Raw genomic sequence first — 19,682 nt, 5'->3', positions numbered from 1 at the left:
TTTCATAATTTCTCCTTATTAAAAATCTGATGAACGCATATATGACATAATATTATACTTTTGTCAATATATTTTTTGCTCATTTTAAGATTGTTGCGAAATAGGCATGAAATTTGGCTTGGCAATGGGGCTTGGCAAGGTTTAATACAGAAGCCCGATCTGCACTTTATAATAGTATTTGAGAATATTTGATATAGCAAATTGCCCGATCGGTTTTGGTTTAAATGCCCCCGATGCAGAACGGCGGGGGGATCACGGTGAATTACGCGGAGGATACTGGCTTCGGTCTTGTTTATAAACTGACGCCAGCCAGCTTGGATTTATGTTACCTGCGTACAAGAGGGCGATCATTAGCATCAATCGTAACTCCTGCAGGAATAGTGTCTTTTCCGATCGTTATCGGTTGAGGGCTTGGCTCAAATACTATACTACTTAACCCTGCTGTAGGATTTAATCTTGTTGTAAGAGGAGTAGAACCAAAACACCTTGGGCCGAGCCTCTCTACACTAGACGGAATACATATAGATTTCAGAGCAGCACAATCGCCAAAGGCAAAATCTTCTATCGTTCTTAGTTTTGAACCAGGCTCAAACTCTACGACGCTTAGATTGCGACAGAGCAAAAAACAGCCTCCGCCGATCGTCCGTAAACTGGACGGAAGACATATAGATTCCAGGGCAGAGCCGCTAAAGGCGCCCGCTCCGATTATTTGCAATCGCGGTACGGACTCGAACATTAAGATGCTTAGACTGCCACAGTCCTGAAAACACCAATTACCAATCGCCTGTAAACTGGACGGAATGCATATAGATCTTAGAGAAGAACAGCCGTCAAAGGTACACTCTGGGAGCCTTGCCAATCGCGAACCGAGCGCAAACGTTACGCAGCTTAAGCTGCGGCATTCTTTAAAACAGTTTCCACCGATTGTCTGTAAACTTGCCGGAAAGCATACAGATTTCAGGGAAGAACAGCTACGAAAGGCGTGATCTGAGATCCTTGTTAATTGGGAGTTGGACTCAAACGCTACTATGCTCAAATTCGGGCAGTTTCCAAAACACCCGTTGCCAAATGTTTGTACACTGGATGAAATACATATAAGTGCAAATCTTGATCCATCAAAACTTCCTACATATAAAGTTGGGGAGACTTGTCCATTTTTACAAATTAAATTTCTAGGAAATGGTGAATTAGAAGAGCGGTTGCTAGAGGCAATAGTAATTCCATCTTTATTTGCGAAATAACAAACTCCGTCCAAATTTTGCCTACAACGATCTATAGCTCTTGTACAATATGCGATTTCTGGGACAAGCAGCATAATTACCGATACTATCATTATAACATTTTTCATAATTTCTCCTTATTAATAATGGGCAACATAAACAAAAAAATGATATCATATAAATGTCAATTTTGCAACATATTTAACATTTTTCATTAATTGGCCAATTAACAAGCGAGTGACGATCAGCAAAAGGATGTAAGAGGCCAGTTATTATTCATATGGAAGGTGGAACTAAATTCTTTCGGATGTCGATCGAAGATCCATTGCTGGACCTTTCTTTTGGACACATCTGGCTTGCTAATAGGGTAATCAGCGGGCTACTTGATTTAAATAATATTCCCCAAAATTTGAGAGAGTCTGTTTTTGCTCAAATAAAGCCCTTTTACGAAAACGTTGGTTTGAACCAACTTTTAGTTCAAAGCATGCCGGCTCATTTACAGGAGTCGATTGGCCATCTTAAAGCCACTCATCCTGAACTTCTTCCAAAACAATCTGCTAAAGGAGGCAAAAAGCCAGCCTACCGCCGTGGTGGGAAAAAGTAATGCACGTTTCGCTTTACTGCGTCTGAGGAATAATATCTAAGATAGATACGCCACTCGCATCAACGAAACAAAGGAAACCTAAAGACAAGTGGCTTTACTTGAAGGAGAGGCTCCCTTTGCCCTGGATCCAGAGCTTCTCTAAGGATTTAAGCTGATTTACAGTATCGCCAAATAACTTGTCGACAATGCCTTCTTTATTCAAGGCCTCTACATGTTTTTCCATTACTCGGCTCATGAATTCGTACAGCTTCAACCCCTTGCTTGATAACTTCACAATAGTCGACCGCTTATCGTGAGGTGAGGCTTCCTGAATCAAAAAATCGTTTTCGACCATCTTTCGCAGGTTGTAAGACACGTTAGAGCCAAGGTAATACCCTCGTTGGGTTAGCTCTCCTACAGAAACTTGATCTTTGCCTATATTATACAAAATCAAGGCTTGAGTGTTGTTTATGTCGTATATCCTCGCGTCGTCAAGGTCTGCCTTTATATTCTCAAGGAAAAGCCTGTGCAGACGCTCTATCAAGAACACAACCTTAAGGTAAGAGCTTTCAGTTTTCATACTTCAGTATAACCTGCCAAGAACGTTTGCACATATATCACAAAAAACTTTGTTAAAAAACTATATAAGCTAGTTATCCTAAGATTACCACTATAGTCCAGATTGCCCAAATCTACTTCTGCACGCCGAACGTTAATTATCAGCAGTAAAAGTATCCTAATCTAGCGAAGTTTGTGCTATCATATGGCCTTAGGTGCGGCCGGGTGGCAGAGTGGCTATGCAGAGGACTGCAAATCCTTGTACGTTGGTTCGATTCCGATCCCGGCCTCCAATTACATTTGACCTAAAAGTCGCAGAAAACCCAATGCATGAAATCGGCAACCAAAGTATTCCTGAATACATATACAGGCAACTTCAGACCGTTCCTGCACAGAACGCTTCGGCGATTGTGATTGACCTCAGGGTCATAAAAAGCAACTACCGCAGGATAAAAGCTTTGCTTGCCAAAAGTAATGTCAACAAATGCCTGTGCGCAGCGGTTCTGAAAGCGAATTCATACGGGCTTGGTACTGCTGAGGTGGCGCAAACGCTGGTCAGTGATGGCTGTCGAGATTTCTTTGTCGCGGACATTGCCGAAGGGATCGACCTGCGCCGCGTAGTGACGAAAGATTCACGCATATATGTGCTGTGCGGCGTGCTGCCTCACACGGAGAGGCTGTTTCTAGAGCATAACCTCATTCCCGCGCTTATTGACAAGTCTCAGGTTGAGTGTTGGTATAACTGCGCCAAAACCTGCGGCAGGAAACTGCCGACTATACTGCATTTTGATACGGGCATGACGCGCACTGGGCTGAGCTGGCAAGACGGCCTGTGGTATGCCAATCGGCCTGATGTAAAAGGCGCCTTGGATGTGCAATATATTATGAGCCATCTTGCCTGCTCAGACGACGAGCATAACCCCAATAACCTTAAGCAGCTTGTTAAATTCAGGCGCTTTAAGCGAATATTCAAAGGTATTCCCGCAACCTTTTCCAACTCAAAAGGGATATTACACGGACCCGAGTATCATTTCGATATGGTTAGGGTTGGGACGTTCCTTTTCGGCCTGACCACTAGGCTGGATAAATTCAAGCCTACTCTGCAACCGGTAAGTATATACGCCAAGGTTCTTAACATCAATTATGCTAAGCCTGGCTGCCCTGTTGGATATGGCGCGTCCTATGTATGCAAACGATTCTCGAGAATAGCAACAATCGGCATAGGATACGCCGATGGCGTTCCAAGGGCGCTTGGGTCAAGCAACGACGAAGGCGGAGACGTCATAATCGCTGGGTATAGGGCAAAGATAGTTGGCCGCATATCCATGGATTTGGTCACCATAGATGTGACTGATATACCGGAGGGGTTGGTCTATCCCGGGCAATGGAGCACAATATGCAGCCCAGAGCTTAGCGCCGAAGAAATTGCTGGCAAAATAGGAACCATATCTTTAGAATTTTTGTGTAGTCTAGGAAGCAGGCCGCATAGGATATATATAAGTTGAATGTAGTCGTAAATTTACTGGCTAATATAGGGGCGAGGACGATAAGCATGCTGGTTGAGGCCGGCAAGGTCTCGATCTTTGTGTCGAAGGGCGTTTGGGCGTGTTGTTCTTGGCCGCTTTATATAGGCGAGCTGCTTAAGCAGATGTTGAATACTGGCTTTTTCTCGATCCCTATCGTAGGGCTGACAGCCGTATTTAGCGGGATGGTAATCGCGCTGCAGACCTATGTTGGGTTTGCAAAATTTTCCGGCGAGAGCGCAGTGGCTACGGTGGTAATCGTCGCAATAACACGCGAATTGGGGCCAGTTATGGCTGGGTTAATGGTGGCCGGTAGAATGAGCGCTTCAATAGCCGCCGAACTCGGGTCAATGAAGATATCTGAGCAAATCGACGCGCTTGAGATCCTTGGCGTCAACCCATTCAGGTTTCTTGTCGCACCACGCATATTGGCATGTCTGATCTGCCTGCCACTTCTTACATTAATGGCCGATGTCATAGGCGTATTCGGTGGTTTCTTAGTAGGCACAACAAAGCTTGGGTTTGCTTCACACGCGTATATGACGCAAACCCTGATGAATCTGGCGACAGAGGACGTTATGTGCGGCCTGGTTAAATCGGCCTGTTTTGGCTTTACCATTGCGATATTTGGCTGTTTTTATGGTTTCAACTCGGCGCGAGGGGCGAAAAGCGTGGGCGAAGCGACAACCATGGCGGTGGTGGCGGCATGTATGGGAATTCTGGTTCTCAACTACGTTGTTACAGCAATGTTTTTTGGAGTGTAAAATGCCTGCCCCAGCCAAAATAGAATTCATGAATGTCTGTAAAACATTTAGCAACGGCACCATGGTTCTTAATGACTTCAACCTAAAGGTGTGTAAAAACGAGTCCTTGGTGATCCTTGGCCGCTCTGGCGTGGGCAAGTCTGTTATGTTCAAGGTGTTGTTGGGATTAATATATATGAACTCAGGCGATGTAGTAGCCGGGGGCATAAGCGTCAATGACAGGAAACATAGGCGGCAATATCTATCCCAATTCAGCATGATGTTTCAGGGCGGGGCTTTGTTTGACTCTATGACGGTTGAACAGAACGTCAGTTTTGGCCTGATAAACCGAGGCATACCCAATGCGGCCAAAATTGCCAGAGAGAAGCTCTTGGCGGTAGAGCTGGATCAAAGTGTGTTCAAGCTTTACCCATCTGCTTTATCAGGCGGGATGCAGAAGCGTGTTGCTTTGGCCAGGGCCATTGCTCTTAAGCCAGATATCATGTTATTCGACGAGCCAACGTCTGGGCTTGATCCAATTACAGGCTCGACAATAACCAAGCTTATCAGGAAAACAATCGAAAAACTTGACCTTTGCTGTATCACGATCACTCATGACCTAAACGTTGCCAATGTAATAGCCGATCATGTCGCCCTCTTAGATAATGGCAAAATAGTTTGGGAAGACAAGGTCGACGCCCTCAAAAACTCTGACAACCCAGCCCTTCGGCATTTTGTTAATCCGGTGTAGGAAATTAAACTACGGACATTTGGATTGTTGTGTTGAGCCTGGCTTACATTTAGTGTTTAGATGCTGCGTATCATCCTTTAATACAAGCAAACATCATCCTGTTATAGTAGCCTTGAAACGGAGGCTTTCTGTCGTTGTCCCGGCCTAAAGGGATTACTTCTTTAAATGAAGAATTGGATAATATCCAGTTCTGGATATACTCTGAACTCCAACCATGCAGCGTCCCTTCGAAAACCGGCTCATTCTCTTCGCCAGTATCGAAAAACATCACTTGCTTAGTGATTCTATCCAGCAACTTTAAAAGATGCTCGGGTGTATAGGAGGTTTTACCTAAGACGAAATGATGCATAATACTCATACATGAAGTAAAGTCAAATATATCACCCCGCGATACCATTTTTTCCAAGCCTATAGTGATATCTGAATGAGTAATTTGCTCTGGCTTAAGGCCATACATCCTAAACCCTACCTCAATACCAAACGGATCACGATCTATACCACGAGTACACAAGCCCTTGTCTTCCATTTGCTTTACAAACCAGCCATTACTTGAGCCAACGTCCAGATAGCTTGCGCCCTTTTTATTAAATGCTTTAATGTCCAAAAAATTATTCATCATATTAAGCCTATCCTGGCAATTTCTCACCAGAATCCATTGTTCTTCTATCTCGGGAGAATGAACTGGCTGATAAAGCCATCTATGATTGCTGATCCACAGAACGTCCAGCAGTAATTGTTGTAGCGGGGTTAGGACCGGGGTGGCATCGTAAATAATTGCCGGAATAGTTTCCTGCCCGGCCATAATGGCTCTGGCAACTCTGTGATGGCCATCTATTATCTCATAATAACTAGAGAACTTAATTGGCCTTAGCCAAATAGGGCCAACGTCACTTTGTCCGGGTTGTTGTGGAAGATTAAGCGTCTCACCTTTGTATTGCCTAATAAAACGCTCAACCAATATTTTTATTTTGTCTAATCTGTCATAGAAAAAGCACCCAGTGAGACGCATACATTTTTCTGCATACTTATAGTATTTAGTTTGTTGCAGAAAATCATCTTGCAGTATTTTCATTCCTAGCTTATCAAAATCCTTAAGCAACTCTGTGTGAGGGCTTTGTGAGGCTGGTCTGGAAGGCAGCAGAAAATCATCCATTAGCTCTGCATATTTTGCTGCCCTTATGCCGTTGGCGCCACCACATAATAATCTATCCAACCTGACATTGAATGTTTTTAACGATATTCTAAATTTATGAATCTTTGGATAAACTTTACGCCAGGTTGACCTAAGCAAAGATTTGGCAAACTCAATCATATAATGTGCCTTTTATTATTTAAGCATATATGTTCTTCATGCATCAAAATCATTCCCCAGATACAAACGTCTTGCGATTTTGTCGTTCATGATTTCTTTCGTAGGGCCTTCGGTTAGAATCTTTCCTTCGTACATTATATATGCATATTCTGCAATCTTTAGCGTATCAATTACGTTGTGATCGGTAATGAGTATCCCGATACCAGCCGATTTAAGCTGCATAATCAATATGCGCATATCCTGAATGGCGATTGGATCAATGCTGGCCAAAGGTTCGTCAAGCAAAATAAACTGCGGCTTAGTGGCCAAAGCGCGCGCTATCTCAAGACGCCTACGCTCCCCGCCAGATAACGTGACCGAAGCATTATATCGCAGATGGGCAATTGAAAAGCTTTCAAGAAGCCTTTCAAGCTCTTGTTCCTGAAGGTCTTTGTCGGGTTCAATTACTTCCAGGACAGCCAATATATTCTCTTGTACATTAAGCCCTCTGAATACAGAAGATTCCTGCGGAAGATACCCCAGACCCATCCGCGCGCGCTTATACATCGGCATACGCGTTACTTCCTGTCCGTTTATATATATGTTGCCAGAATCCAGTTTAGTCAGGCCGCATATCACCGAAAAGCAAGTGGTTTTACCGGCACCATTAGGCCCCAATAAAGCAACGATTTGGCCCTGCTGGACTTGAAGGCTGAGCTCATCTATCAAAACCTTCTTTCTGCGATGAAAGCCTATAGTTTTTGAGATTTTATTAACCACTAAGCCAGTTTGAGGTTTCTTGTCCATTATTTGTGCAAGCTCGCGCTAATTGGGCTGTTTACGCCTTCGATCATATGTACTCCGGTCGCTGTGTTCAGTTTAACCCTGTCGGCCACAATACAGTTTTTGGCATTTTTTATAACTACATTGCCCGCAAGGCACAGCACACCGTCCTTGTATTCACATTTATCCGCTGTGTAAGTCGTTTTGGCAGAGACTATAGTTACTTTACCGCCTGAAACTACACTTTTAAGCGATACTTTGCCGCTTATTTTTGAGAAGTAAGCAATGGCTTTTTCAGTTGTAATTGTATAGTTAGCATTTTTTAATATAACGCCACTTTCTGCGGTAACTGCAAGCCCTTTTAGGATTATCGAGCCTGCAGAAACAGTCTCTTGTTTCGTTTTCACAACGGCCGGTCGTCCCGACAGTACCAAAGAGCCGTCCTGCACAGTGTATTGCGCTTGATCTGCAGACACCTCAATATCGGACAAGCACCCACTTACATCTCCGCTTAACAGCACCTCGCTGGGGTTTGATATATCCTCCGGCTCATTCAGGTGAGCCTCTGCCATTTTTGAGGTAATTTGACCGCCATCAAGCTTGGCAACGACTCCGTCTTTTAGCGATACAGTTTTAGAGCCCTGATCCAGAGCCACGCTTCCGGCACTTACATCGATTGAACCGCTGTCCGCATTGCACAACGCTGTCCACATTGCAGATATCAACGCCAGAAATCTAAACAATCCCGGCCCCCAGCAGCGTATGAATATGTACAAGACCAATCGGCTTGCCGAGGTCATTAACCACAAATACAGCAGTGATTTTTTTAGTATTCATAAGATCCACTGCCTTAAGCACCATGACTTCTTGATCCAAAGTTATTGGATTTCGGGTCATGACCTGCTCTGCACTTAACTTAAGCAAATCGCTTGACATATGGCGGCGTAAGTCTCCATCCGTTATAACGCCAACAAGCTTGCCATTATCATCTGTTACCCCAACGCAACCGAAGGATTTGGCCGTCATTTCTATTAAGGCAGAGTCCATTAACATCGCTTTCTTCACCAAGGGCAGTTCGCTTGCCATAAGGTCTTTGACTTGCAGCATCTTCTTGCCCAAAGCGCCTCCGGGATGAAGCAGCTTAAAGCTTTCCGTGTTAAATTTTCTGCAGCTTATAAGGGCTACGGCAAGCGCATCCCCTAAGGCCAGCATAACCGTAGTAGAAGTCGTTGGCGCAAGCCTATTCGGACACGCCTCTGACAGCTTTGGCAGTAAAAGTACTATGTCGGCCGATTTCGCCAAAGCGCTGTCTTGATTGGCGGTGATGGCGATAAGCTTTATCCCGAATCGACAGACATATTCTATCATACTCATAAGCTCTAGGGTTTCGCCCGACAACGAAAACATCACCATCGTATCTTGCCGGCAGATCATCCCAAGGTCGCCATGGCTTGCCTCGGCAGGATGCACAAACAGCGCCGGCGTTCCGGTTGAGGCCAAAGTAGATGCAATCTTGCTTGCAATATGCCCAGGCTTGCCCATACCGGTCAGGATAACCCGCCCGCTCGTGTTTATTATCGCCTTTACGGCGGCAGAAAAGTTCTCATCCAGCTTCTCAGCGGCCAGCATTATACCTTCGGCCTCTTGCCTAAGGACATCTTTTGCTTGTGATAATACGTCTAGGTCGATCACATCATTTTTTGATTATGTTTGTAGAATTCCCGCGCTTGCTCAAGATCTTGTTGAGTATCCACCTCAATTGGCGCCATGTCCACAATGGCAACATGTATTTTCATGCCGTTTTCCAAAGCCCTAAGCTGTTCAAGCCGCTCACGCTTTTCCAAAAACGTTTGCGGCAGAGAGGTGTATTTCCTTAGCGCATTTATTCTGTAAGCATATATCCCAAGGTGTTGGATTTTCGGCCCATCTCCATAAGGAATCGGCGCGCGGCTGAAGTATAATGCTCGACCAGATTTTTGGCCTGCCGCTATGCTTGTTGCTATTTTTACTATGTTTGGGGAATTAAACCTGTCTGTATCTTCGTTTTCAATAATAAGCCCAGGCGTAGTCATATCTGCATCTGTCTGTTTCAGCAGCTCAACAACAGACGATAAAGTGTTCCTGTCCACAGTCGGCAGGTCCCCTTGCAGATTTACGACAATTTCATACGATTTCCCCAAAGATTCCACTGCTGCGTACACCCTGTCAGTACCAGAGGCAAGGTTTGGATCGGTTATTACTGGCACTCCTCCGTAAGTGCTTACAGCTTCGGCAACTTCTGGCTCAGAGCAAGCGACAATAACGTCCGCTACGTCGGCTTCTTTCGCCCGAGTAAGGACACGGGCCACCATTGGCATACCGCATATGTCGGCCAGCGGCTTCCTGGGCAAGCGCGTAGATGCAAGTCGCGCAGGAATAACAATAATTGTAGAGTCGTTTTTCATGTCTTGCTCGCTTTAAACCTGTCTAAGCTTGGGTCTGCTGCTATTAGTTGCTCTGCTATCTGCACTCCATTAAGCGCAGCTCCCTTGCGCAGATTATCAGCAATTACCCAAAAAGCATATCCTCTGCTTGCTTTTCTTAAACGCCCAACAAAAACCTCATCTCGGCCTTCAGACTCAACTGGAGTAATATAATCATTCTCCGCACCGAATGATATGCTGGGGAATTGCCTGAACATTGACGCAAGCTCTTTCAGGCTGGCCGCTTTATCCAGCTCAACATAGACCGATATACCGTGGCCAACCAATGTAGGCACTCGCACACAAGTAACCGATATATTTAGGTCAATCTGCCCCAAGATTTTTGCAACCTCTCGCATTACTTTGTCTTCCTCATCTGTATAAGCGTCTGAGGCAGATATGTTTCCTATCTGCGGGATTGCATTAAAGGCTATCTTCTTAGGGAATGGTGAGATTAAGCCTTCGGGCATTACATAATCAGCGTTTAAATCAGCCAAAGCCTGCGATTTTAAAGCATCGACCGCTCGTCTTCCTGCCCCGGATACCGACTGATAAGTCGATACCACAACGTTTCTTATTCTGCATCCCCCTCTAACTAAAGCAGACAAAGTCATGCTCAACGGAATCGCAACGCAATTTGGGCAAGCAACGATGCCTGATGATGGCTTGCGGCTGCTTATGCTGTCAAAGTTGATTTCTGGCACGACTAAGGGGGTGTCCTCATGCATCCTGAAGAATGAGGTTTTGTCGATGACTAAGCAGCCTTTTTGCGCGATTTGAGCGGCATATTCGGCCGACACGGCGCTTACTGCACAAAAGAACGCTAAGTCTATGTTGTTGAAATCTACCTGCGAGATTTGCTGAACCTTAATCTCTCGTCTGTCTAAAAGGCGCAGCGTGGTGCCAGCTGATCTGGCAGAGGCAACGGCCGTAATATTGGCGCAAGGAAATTTACGCTCAATAAGTATATCCAACGTTTTTGAGCCGATATTCCCAGTCGCGCCAATTACTGCAACGTTATATAATTTTTTTTCCAATTTATATTGGCTGGCCTTCAGCAGTATACAATGGCCAAAGCCAAAACGAAACTTGATCTATTTGATAAACTGAAGACGCATTTTGAAACCTTAGCTGAATTAATCAATTGTCGATTACAAAGATTTTTGTTATCCAATGTCGTCAAGCGGTCGTGGCGGAACTGGTAGACGCGCAGCGTTGAGGTCGCTGTGAAGCAATTCGTGGAAGTTCGAGTCTTCTCGACCGCACCAGTTTATTTCGTATACAAAAAACATCATCAAAAGACTCGATATAAAAACTATAAAGATCGTTTTACAAAATTTCCTTTTTACTTGACTTATTCCTATTATTAGGTTACTATGGTCATTATGAAATGACTATAGGAATTTTATCATGGAGATAACGATTCAGGCCAGCGAATTTAAGGCAAAATGCCTAAAACTGTTAGACGACGTACGCAAGGGCGATACTTTTTTGATTACAAAAAGGGGAATTCCATTTGCAAAACTAAGTGCTCCATCTGTGGAATCCAAGCGGCTCTTTGGGGCAATGCAAAATTCCTTTACAGAAAATGACGATATTCAAAAGCCGATAAATTGTGTATGGACAGTCGAAGATGAGTGATCTTTTGCTTGATACTCACGTCTTTTTGTGGCTTATGAACGGCGATCAAAAATTGAATAAGCGAAACCAGGAAAGAATAGAAAAAATTGTAAACTCAGGCGCCAGAATATGCTTAAGTGCGATTTCTATTTGGGAAATTGGCATGCTGGTTGCTAAGCAGAGAATTGTGCTGTCTCAACCAATTGACAAATGGATTAATCAGGCTATTGAAATATCATCAATTAAAATTATTGAGCTTGCCAACGAAATTTTGCTGGATAGCTGTTCTCTTCCAGGGCAATTTCATGGAGATTCTGCAGACAGAATGATTGTGGCAACCTCAAGAATAAAGCACATGCCGCTTATAACCCAGGATGAGAAAATTTTGTCCTATATCGAAAATGGATTTTGCTTGAAATAGGATATTGGTTTTGTATAAACGTTATCCGACTGGGGAAACTATACCTTGCCTCGGCCAATGCTTTCGTAAAAGAATCCCGCCGATTCGACTTCACGCGCAGAATATACGTTATGCAGATCAATCATGATGGGCGTTTTCATAGCTTGCTTTAGCTTGTTAAAATCAAGACTTCTGAATTGATTCCATTCAGTCACTATTACAACAGCATCTGCGTCAGCACATGCTTCATAAGGGCATGAGCACCAAGTAACGTTGCTAAACGCTTTCTCTGCTTCATGGCTGGCTGGATCGTTTGCATATATAGACGCTCCGGCACGTTGAAGTTCTGGGATTATCACCAAACTTGGCGCGTCTCTTATATCATCTGTTTCTGGCTTAAATGTAACCCCCAAAATTGCAATCTTTTTGTTTTTCACACTGCCACCACAAGCGCCGATTACTTTCTGCGCCATTTGCAGCTTTCGGTCTTTATTTGCCTTAATCACAGCGTCAACAATACTTACAGACGTGCCAAAGCTTTTGGCAAAAAAGCTAAGCGCCATGGTGTCCTTTGGAAAGCAAGATCCGCCATACCCCGGGCCTGCATGCAAGCATTCTTTACCAATACGGTGGTCAAGCCCCATGATTTTTGATATGTGCTGGACATTCGCTCCACACTTTTCAGACAGGTCGGCCAGTTGGTTGATGAAAGAAATTTTGGTAGCCAAAAAGGCGTTTGAGGCATACTTAGACAGCTCAGACGTTTCAAGCGTTGTGAAAACTACAGGTGTTTCTAGAAGAAATAAAGGTTTATATAGACTATCCATTACCTGGCGTGAACGTTCGCTTTCTGCGCCTACAACAACGCGGTCAGGACGCATAAAGTCCTCGATTGCCGACCCTTCGCGCAAGAATTCTGGGTTTGAAGTTACATCAAAATCGGCTTGAGGGTTGGTCTTTTTGATAAAGTCTTTAATCTTGCGGCATGTTCCAACTGGAACGGTCGATTTTACCACAATGACGGTATAACGACTTATCGCTTTGGCAACTTCCTCCGCAGCATTAAACAAAAACGTAAGATCAGCTTCTTCGCTGTTCTGCTTGCTTGGGGTGCCTACTGCCAAAAACACTACATCGGATTGCTGTACTGCAGCAGTTAGGTCCGTTGTAAAGCTCAGGCGCCCCTGTTTAAGGTTTGAATCGACCAGCTTATCAAGCCCCGGCTCATAAATAGGAATAACCCCCTTCTTCAGCCCTTCAATTTTGGCCTTATTGTTGTCAACGCAGATAACCTCAAACCCAAAAGATGACAAGCACGTCCCAGTAACCAGGCCAACGTAGCCCGTACCAACCATTGTGACCTTCATTTTGTCTCCGTTTTAATTAAATCCCTCATGTAGCTGAGCGTACTATCCGCCAGCTCTTTCCTGTTGAGCGCGCTGTATATAGTGGACTGTACCATCCCTTCCTTTGTCCCACAATCAAAACGAGTGCCGGAGAAGAAAACGCCATGCAGGCTTGTAGTTTGTGTCATGGAATTTATAGCATCTGTTAGTTGAATTTCGCCATTAATGCCTGTATTTGCATTCTCCAAATGACAAAATACCTCTGGATAAAGGATATAGCGCCCAATTACCGCAACATTAGACGGGGCCGTGCCTACCTTTGGTTTCTCGACCACGCCTTTGGCTTTAACGACGTTGCCTGAGCAAGCATCTGTGTCCAATATACCGTATTTATCGACTTGTTCGGGACCTACGCGCATTACAGCCACCACATTGCCGTTATTACAGGCCGAGACTAATTCTTTCAGACAATTCTGTCCAAATATAAGATCGTCCGCTAGGATTACGGCAAACGGCTCGTCGCCGATCAAATTTCGGGCACACCACACAGCATGCCCAAGCCCCAGCGGTTTTTGTTGTCTTACGTAATATACTCGGCCGACAGGCAGGATCAGCTTGTTGACTTCATCTATAAACCGATCATTTCCTCTGGCTGCCAGCATCGACTCAAGCTCAATGCTGTAGTCAAAGTGGTCTTCTATCGCGGTTTTTCCTCGGCCAGTTATGAATATAAGCTCCTCTATCCCGGCGTCGAGCGCTTCTTCGACGGCGTACTGAATAAGCGGCTTGTCAATAACCGGCAGCATTTCTTTTGGCATAGCCTTGGTCGCCGGCAAAAACCTGGTTCCCATGCCTCCGACAGGAAATATTGCTTTTCTGACTTTTTTCATGCTAAAAGGCCGCCGTATATAGGCCGATAAGCGCTGCCCCAAGGCCTATTCTATACAAGACAAACGGCAAAAACGATCCATTCTTAAGCCATGCCAGTACCACTTTTAAAGTCAATATACCAAAAGCGAATGCTACCAAGCATGACAATATCATTCCGTCCCAAGGCAGAGACACAACGGAAAATAAAACTTTTAAAGCTTTAAGAAAAACCGCCCCAGCGACGGGAATAATTGACATTAAAATGGAAAATCTAAAAGAAGTAATCCTGTCATAGCCCAATATACGCATACCTGTCAGGCATGTCCCTAACCTGCTTGCGCCTGGAATAATTGAAAATACTTGAAAAAATCCTACAATAAGCGCGTCTTTACAGGATACTTGTTTGCTAGGCGACGTTGACCGGCGATCTGCCAGCCACAGCAGCACACCAAAAAGTATGGAGTTTGAGGCAATAAACATCAGCGAATTTATCCTAAGCGGGAAGAAGACCTCTACAATGCCGAATACCACAATGGTGGGTATGCTGGCGGTTAACAGCGATAAAGCATACGTCCTTTGATCGCTGGCTTGGCGAGTGACGATATGCAAAGCGCCCTTTAAAATAAGCGCAATATCTTTCCAAAACACCACGAACACCGCAAATAGCGAGCCAAAATGCAAAAATACATCTGCCGCGTGTCCTGGATCCGACCATTTCATGATGAGCGGCAGCCCTGCTAAATGCGCTGAGGAGCTGACCGGAATAAACTCGGTTATCCCCTGAATCGCCCCGGTTACTATGGCTTGTAACGTATCCATTTGAAACGTTTAATCAAATATTATGCTTTTAGCATATTATTGCTTTATTCTTAAGTAGGTACGATATATGTGAAATGCGTTCACTTTATCACTATTGGTTATGTCCTTTTTGCAGAACTGTACGGCTCGTGCTGGGCGAAAAGGGGCTGGAGTATGCCCTGATTGTCGAAAGATATTGGGAGCACAGGCCAGAATTCACCAGCATACATCCCAGCGGACAGGTTCCGCTTTTGGTTGACGCAACTGGTGAAATCATTGCAGGAAACGGCGCAATTGTTGATTATCTTAACCGAAAATATGATTCAGGAACCAAGCTGATTGGTCAAGATTTTCAGCAAATGCTTGAAATACGCAGATTAAGCGATTGGTTTAATCAGACGTTTTACAGCGAGGTTTCTCACATGATGCTTTACGAAAAGACCATGAAGCGCAACCTGCACGAAGGCGTTCCAGACTCGTCAGTAATCAGAAGGGCCAACTGTAATATGGACCGGCACTTCGCCTACATCGCAAGCTTGCTAGAGGGCAGGAATTACCTTGCGGGAACAGAGTTGTCACTTGCGGATCTAGTGGCGGCCGGGCATATATCCTGCTTGGATTATATAGGTGCAATATCCTGGTCGAAGCATCCGGTTGTCAAAGAATGGTATGCAAAGGTCAAATCACGCCCCAGCTTTAGGCCTATCCTGGATGATCACGTGCCGGCCGTTCCACCCCCATCATACTACCGCGATTTGGATTTCTAATTTCAAAATCTATCAAAGGCGCCAAATTTCACTTTGTAAGCCGGGTATCAAGGTCTATAATCAGGTTGGTTACCTATAAGTAAGTGTATGAGCGGCAGTTTCACGGTGCAGGTTTTCTCTGATAAAGCGCCTGTGTTTGAGGGAGAGGCCTCTATGGTTTTACTGCCCACAACAGAGGGGCAAGTTGGGATTCTGGCAAATCACATACCTTACTTCGCCAAAATTACTGCCGGCAACGTCGTTATCAAAAACGGCAATGAGGTCGAGACGATCCCAGTATCGGACGGATATTGCTCAGTTTTTGATAATATACTAACTGTTTTCGATGCAGCAAAAAGTTATAAGCTGGACTACACCGAAGAAGATCTTGAATTGATTGCTGGCAATCAGCAATAGCCTTGCCTATTTGGCGCGCTAATTTGCTTGATTAAGCATGAATAGTGTGCTTGTATTCCTGAAAATGACATTATTACAGACACTCAGCATTCATACCTGTCGTTCGAGGTTGCTTTTACAGGGGATTTTCCTTGCGCTGATTTTGACCTCATGCTCACCGTACAGGTCCTTTAGAATCTCCAAAAAAGGCCCCTGGCACGCGGGAAGCGAGCGGCCTTACGTCGACAGAAGAACCCTATATCGTCCGCAAATGCACTACAGATATAACGCTGTAGGATATGCGTCCTGGTATGGGTACGAGGCGCATGGTAACTTAACAGCAAGTGGGATGAGGTTTGATTGCAGAAGGCTTAGCGCCGCGCATAAGACATTGCCGCTGCCCTGCGTTGTAAGGATAACTAATTTAGAAAATGGGAGAAGTATAAAAGTTCTGGTGAATGACAGGGGGCCATTTTTCAAGCCTAAAAGCCGCATCATCGATGTTTCTTTAGGGGTTGCCAAGATCCTTAAAGGATACGATAAGGGGGTCTTTCGCGTGCAGGTAAAATGCTTACCAGAAGAAAGCCGCATAGCCGCTCTGCTCAGGCGTCGCAAGCCTTATCCATACTATCCAGGGCACAAAACCAGTGGTGGGTACGGTCAGCTGCCTCACAAAATTCCATATATCCCTTTACTGAACGAGAAAGGAAGCCGAGCTATTGTTTACAGCAGCGTCAGACAGCCAAGTCCTACGGCTTCAAATGCTCATACCAAAGGTTGTAACTCAGCCCGCGCACCCCAAGTGCCTAGGCGCAAAACCGGCATAGATAAACTGCTGGAGGGTATGTGACTTTTAAGGCTAAGACGAAAGAATCTGATTAAAAAAGTTGGTTAATCTAATATAAACTCATATAATCTCATATAGTAATAGTATGAGATTGAGCGTGTATCGGGTCTAACAGGCTGGAATTAAACTATTTTAAAAGGAACGAGAAATGTCTAACAGAAAGTGATGTAAATGTTATTTTTGTATAATTCTCATCTCTTGAATTTGTAGATCGTTTGATTTTTGTTATTTGTAGTTTCCAAAATACTGCGTTTAACGCCATTTATCAGATCGCGACTTGCGGTTGCTGGTGATATTTTTTTGAACAAATTCAAATAATCTTTCCTTCTGAAATTATCCAAAAAGCCTTTTGCATATGCTAGGCGATCCTCGCATTTTCCTCCGCCAGCCGGTTGTATCTGCGTTTCCAAAATTGCTAATGATTGCAAGATAATGTTCAGCATAAATTCGATAAATTTTTCCGAACTTCCAGCAAGATCGCTTTCATGCAAAGCGTCGTAATATTCACTTTGATATTTTTCCAGCAATTCCTCAATACAGACCAGTTTAAAAACAGGATGTTGTCTTGCAAGTATAAGTTGCTGCCACAAACGACCCATACGGCCATTACCGTCAAGAAACGGATGAATAAACTCAAACTCATAATGGAAAACGCAAGATTTTATCAATAGGCTATCGTCTGATCCCTTTAAATATGTGAATAGATCAGCCATAAGTCTGGATACGTTTTTGTGCGGAGGGGCAACGTGTACGACCTGCTTTCCCTTGAAAAGTCCTACGCCGCTTTGTCTGAAATTTCCCGCATCTGGAAGTAAATCTTTCATCATTATGCCATGAACTTTTACAAGGTCATCTATGCTAAAAGCGTCGATTAGATCAAACATTTCATAGACTGACATAGCATTTTTAACGGCGATTATGTCATGTTGCGGAGCAATTACGACTTGACCGTTCAGGATATCGCTAACCTGCTCAATCATCAGGCTATGTCCTTCAATGGCCAGACTTGATTTTACAGATCTGATGTTTGTGATCTTCCTCAGATGAACATCGCTGTGTACTCTGAAATTGCAATAATCTATCCGCCCCAAAATGATGCAAATCTTTTGAATACAGTCGATGATAATCGAAGTCATACGAAACGGCGGTTTCTTAAACATAGAAGCCTTACAATACGGATTGATAGTATCATAATGATACTATCATATCAATAAATATCAAATTAAATAGACGCGAAAAGTGCTCACTTAAAAAATTATCGCAACGATTGGGTAGCGTGGGAGAAATACTTAAAGATTAAGCCTTAATGCACTAAGGATTATGCATTTCCTATTTTCTTAGACTTAACCTGCAGAGGATACAACAGATGCAACGTGGTCCTTCAGGTCTGATACAGGGATTCTGCGCTGCTCCATAGAGTCTCGGTCCCTGACTGTTACCGTTTCCTGGCCGCCTTCAAAGGTATCGAAATCAACCGTTATGCAAACAGGGGTGCCAATTTCGTCATGACGTCTGTAGGCTTTGCCTATATTGCCAGTATCTTCGTACTTAACGCGACAAATTAACGCCTTGCGCAATTGTTCCGTGATATCCTTTGCTTTAGCAACAATTTTCTCATTGTTGCGGGCCAAAGGCACAACAGCGGCCTTAAACGGGGCAAGGCTTGGCTTAAGCTTAAGCACTATTCGCTCCTGTCCGTTCTCTAACATTTCCTTTTTATATGCTTCGGTCAAGATCGCCAGAACCCCACGGTCAAGCCCGGCCGACGGCTCTATTGCGAATGGAACATAAGAAGAGTCACCGTCTTGTATCAAAAACTTTGCGTTGGAGTCCTTATTTTCAAGCACTTTTGCAAGCAAATTGAGCTCTGATTGATTTTTAGAGTGAGACCCGAGGTCAAAATCTGTCCTGTTCGCAATTCCTTCAATTTCCTCAAACCCATGGGGGAATTTGTACAGTATATCAGTGGTAGCCTTAGAATAATGCGACAAATCGTCTTTATCCTGAGGCTGAAGTTGCAGGTTGTCCGCGCTAATTCCTTGGCTTAGCCACCAATTAAACCTCTCTTGCACCCAAAATTTATGCCATTGCTCATCTGTACCGGGCTTGACAAAAAACTCCAGCTCCATCTGTTCAAATTCTCGAACCCTGAATATGAAATTCTTAGTAGTTACTTCATTTCGAAATGATTTGCCGATTTGGGCGATGCCAAAAGGTATCTTCCTTGACGTGGAATCCAACACATTTCCAAAATTCACGAATATGCCCTGCGCGGTCTCTGGCCGCAGATAGACATAGCTTGACTCATCCTCGACAGGGCCAAAGTTCGCCTTGAACATAAGGTTGAAGTTTCTTGGCTCTGTGAGGTTTTTTGATCCACAACTATCGCACTTGCCGTCAACCAGATGATCGGCGCGCATCCTGCATTTGCAATTTTTGCAGTCGACCATAGGGTCGGTAAAAGTACTTTCATGACCGGAATGCTTTAAGGTCATGCGGTGCGTTAAAACCGAAGAATCCAAGCCCTCAATATCGTCGCGCATATAGACCATAGCCCGCCACCAAGCCTGCTTAAGGTTGTTTTTCAGCTCAACGCCCAAAGGGCCAAAGTCATAAACACCTTGAAGGCCACCGTATAAATCAGAACTCTGAAAGACAAATCCTCGTCTTTTGCAAAGTGAAATGATTTCTTCCATTGACGGCATAGGTTTTGAAGAAAGATTCTACGTTGGCCAGATGATACCT

The 19,682-nt window shown here is 44.3% G+C and carries 22 protein-coding genes and 2 tRNA genes; 11 read left to right on the top strand and 13 right to left on the bottom strand.

Annotation, left to right across the window (positions count from 1 at the left end):
- Positions 1-325: 325 nt before the first annotated feature.
- On the bottom strand, positions 326-1,348 hold the full coding sequence (locus tag LBL30_02535) for a leucine-rich repeat domain-containing protein (protein MDR1031979.1): 1,023 nt from the start codon (positions 1,346-1,348) through the stop codon (positions 326-328).
- A 179-nt stretch (positions 1,349-1,527) separates the two neighbouring features.
- Here LBL30_02535 and LBL30_02530 point away from each other — a divergent pair, with 179 nt between their 5' ends.
- The gene (locus LBL30_02530; protein MDR1031978.1) at positions 1,528-1,824 is read left to right on the top strand and encodes a hypothetical protein; all 297 of its coding nucleotides are present in this window, start codon (positions 1,528-1,530) and stop codon (positions 1,822-1,824) included.
- A gap of 94 nt (positions 1,825-1,918) precedes the next feature.
- On the opposite strand, the gene LBL30_02525 is transcribed toward LBL30_02530, so the two are convergent.
- The gene (locus tag LBL30_02525) at positions 1,919-2,383 is read right to left on the bottom strand and encodes a winged helix DNA-binding protein (GenBank protein ID MDR1031977.1); all 465 of its coding nucleotides are present in this window, start codon (positions 2,381-2,383) and stop codon (positions 1,919-1,921) included.
- Between the two features lie 197 nt (positions 2,384-2,580).
- Between LBL30_02525 and LBL30_02520 the strand changes: the two genes are divergently transcribed.
- The 4 genes from LBL30_02520 (at position 2,581) to LBL30_02505 (ending at position 5,378) form a co-directional block, all read left to right on the top strand.
- Positions 2,581-2,654, top strand: a tRNA-Cys gene (locus tag LBL30_02520).
- A gap of 33 nt (positions 2,655-2,687) precedes the next feature.
- On the top strand, positions 2,688-3,866 hold the full coding sequence (alr, locus tag LBL30_02515; GenBank protein ID MDR1031976.1) for an alanine racemase: 1,179 nt from the start codon (positions 2,688-2,690) through the stop codon (positions 3,864-3,866).
- A complete protein-coding gene (locus LBL30_02510; GenBank protein MDR1031975.1) occupies positions 3,863-4,648 on the top strand; it encodes an ABC transporter permease in 786 nt (261 codons plus the stop codon). Before alr ends, LBL30_02510 begins: the two co-directional genes overlap by 4 nt.
- A gap of 1 nt (position 4,649) precedes the next feature.
- A complete protein-coding gene (locus LBL30_02505; protein MDR1031974.1) occupies positions 4,650-5,378 on the top strand; it encodes an ATP-binding cassette domain-containing protein in 729 nt (242 codons plus the stop codon).
- Between the two features lie 70 nt (positions 5,379-5,448).
- On the opposite strand, the gene LBL30_02500 is transcribed toward LBL30_02505, so the two are convergent.
- Genes LBL30_02500 through LBL30_02475 form a run of 6 tightly spaced genes read right to left on the bottom strand, consistent with a single transcriptional unit; the run spans position 5,449 to position 10,951 of the window.
- Positions 5,449-6,690 (bottom strand): ParB/Srx family N-terminal domain-containing protein, encoded by a 1,242-nt coding sequence (locus LBL30_02500; protein MDR1031973.1) that lies wholly within the window; start codon positions 6,688-6,690, stop codon positions 5,449-5,451.
- 36 nt (positions 6,691-6,726) lie between these two features.
- Entirely contained in the window at positions 6,727-7,476 is a 750-nt protein-coding gene (gene lptB, locus LBL30_02495; protein ID MDR1031972.1) for an LPS export ABC transporter ATP-binding protein, read from the bottom strand.
- Positions 7,476-8,165, bottom strand: a complete 690-nt coding sequence (locus LBL30_02490; protein ID MDR1031971.1) for a hypothetical protein — start codon at positions 8,163-8,165, stop codon at positions 7,476-7,478. The genes lptB and LBL30_02490 overlap by 1 nt, the downstream gene beginning before the upstream one ends.
- Before the next feature lie 22 nt (positions 8,166-8,187).
- Positions 8,188-9,144 carry a KpsF/GutQ family sugar-phosphate isomerase gene (locus LBL30_02485; GenBank protein MDR1031970.1) on the bottom strand — a complete coding sequence of 319 codons (957 nt, stop codon included), beginning with the start codon at positions 9,142-9,144 and terminating at the stop codon, positions 8,188-8,190.
- On the bottom strand, positions 9,141-9,896 hold the full coding sequence (locus LBL30_02480; protein ID MDR1031969.1) for a 3-deoxy-manno-octulosonate cytidylyltransferase: 756 nt from the start codon (positions 9,894-9,896) through the stop codon (positions 9,141-9,143). Before LBL30_02480 ends, LBL30_02485 begins: the two co-directional genes overlap by 4 nt.
- Positions 9,893-10,951 (bottom strand): aspartate-semialdehyde dehydrogenase, encoded by a 1,059-nt coding sequence (locus LBL30_02475; GenBank protein MDR1031968.1) that lies wholly within the window; start codon positions 10,949-10,951, stop codon positions 9,893-9,895. Before LBL30_02475 ends, LBL30_02480 begins: the two co-directional genes overlap by 4 nt.
- A gap of 146 nt (positions 10,952-11,097) precedes the next feature.
- Between LBL30_02475 and LBL30_02470 the strand changes: the two genes are divergently transcribed.
- The 3 genes from LBL30_02470 to LBL30_02460 all read left to right on the top strand — a co-directional run bounded on the left by LBL30_02470 (position 11,098) and on the right by LBL30_02460 (position 11,955).
- Positions 11,098-11,182, top strand: a tRNA-Leu gene (locus LBL30_02470).
- A 142-nt stretch (positions 11,183-11,324) separates the two neighbouring features.
- A complete protein-coding gene (locus LBL30_02465; GenBank protein ID MDR1031967.1) occupies positions 11,325-11,555 on the top strand; it encodes a type II toxin-antitoxin system prevent-host-death family antitoxin in 231 nt (76 codons plus the stop codon).
- Complete coding sequence (locus tag LBL30_02460) at positions 11,548-11,955, top strand: type II toxin-antitoxin system VapC family toxin (protein ID MDR1031966.1); 408 nt, start codon at positions 11,548-11,550, stop codon at positions 11,953-11,955. The genes LBL30_02465 and LBL30_02460 overlap by 8 nt, the downstream gene beginning before the upstream one ends.
- Positions 11,956-11,993: 38 nt before the next feature.
- On the opposite strand, the gene LBL30_02455 is transcribed toward LBL30_02460, so the two are convergent.
- Genes LBL30_02455 through LBL30_02445 form a run of 3 tightly spaced genes read right to left on the bottom strand, consistent with a single transcriptional unit; the run spans position 11,994 to position 14,969 of the window.
- Positions 11,994-13,301, bottom strand: a complete 1,308-nt coding sequence (locus tag LBL30_02455; protein ID MDR1031965.1) for a UDP-glucose/GDP-mannose dehydrogenase family protein — start codon at positions 13,299-13,301, stop codon at positions 11,994-11,996.
- Positions 13,298-14,170 (bottom strand): UTP--glucose-1-phosphate uridylyltransferase GalU, encoded by an 873-nt coding sequence (galU, locus tag LBL30_02450; GenBank protein MDR1031964.1) that lies wholly within the window; start codon positions 14,168-14,170, stop codon positions 13,298-13,300. The genes LBL30_02455 and galU overlap by 4 nt, the downstream gene beginning before the upstream one ends.
- A 1-nt stretch (position 14,171) precedes the next feature.
- Complete coding sequence (locus tag LBL30_02445) at positions 14,172-14,969, bottom strand: undecaprenyl-diphosphate phosphatase (protein MDR1031963.1); 798 nt, start codon at positions 14,967-14,969, stop codon at positions 14,172-14,174.
- Positions 14,970-15,043: 74 nt separating this feature from the next.
- Between LBL30_02445 and LBL30_02440 the strand changes: the two genes are divergently transcribed.
- From LBL30_02440 to LBL30_02430, 3 genes are all read left to right on the top strand, one after another.
- Positions 15,044-15,715 carry a glutathione S-transferase family protein gene (locus LBL30_02440; protein MDR1031962.1) on the top strand — a complete coding sequence of 224 codons (672 nt, stop codon included), beginning with the start codon at positions 15,044-15,046 and terminating at the stop codon, positions 15,713-15,715.
- Between the two features lie 87 nt (positions 15,716-15,802).
- A complete protein-coding gene (locus LBL30_02435) occupies positions 15,803-16,111 on the top strand; it encodes a hypothetical protein (protein ID MDR1031961.1) in 309 nt (102 codons plus the stop codon).
- 64 nt (positions 16,112-16,175) lie between these two features.
- A complete protein-coding gene (locus LBL30_02430) occupies positions 16,176-16,940 on the top strand; it encodes a septal ring lytic transglycosylase RlpA family protein (GenBank protein MDR1031960.1) in 765 nt (254 codons plus the stop codon).
- Positions 16,941-17,128: 188 nt separating this feature from the next.
- On the opposite strand, the gene LBL30_02425 is transcribed toward LBL30_02430, so the two are convergent.
- Both LBL30_02425 and LBL30_02420 read right to left on the bottom strand, forming a co-directional pair.
- Positions 17,129-18,097 carry a Fic family protein gene (locus LBL30_02425; GenBank protein ID MDR1031959.1) on the bottom strand — a complete coding sequence of 323 codons (969 nt, stop codon included), beginning with the start codon at positions 18,095-18,097 and terminating at the stop codon, positions 17,129-17,131.
- Between the two features lie 183 nt (positions 18,098-18,280).
- Complete coding sequence (locus LBL30_02420) at positions 18,281-19,633, bottom strand: glycine--tRNA ligase (GenBank protein ID MDR1031958.1); 1,353 nt, start codon at positions 19,631-19,633, stop codon at positions 18,281-18,283.
- Positions 19,634-19,682: the final 49 nt, after the last annotated feature.

This window comes from Holosporales bacterium (assembly GCA_031263535.1).
In the GTDB taxonomy this organism is placed as follows: domain Bacteria; phylum Pseudomonadota; class Alphaproteobacteria; order UBA3830; family JAIRWN01; genus JAIRWN01.
This window is presented reverse-complemented; position numbering and strand designations above follow the sequence as displayed.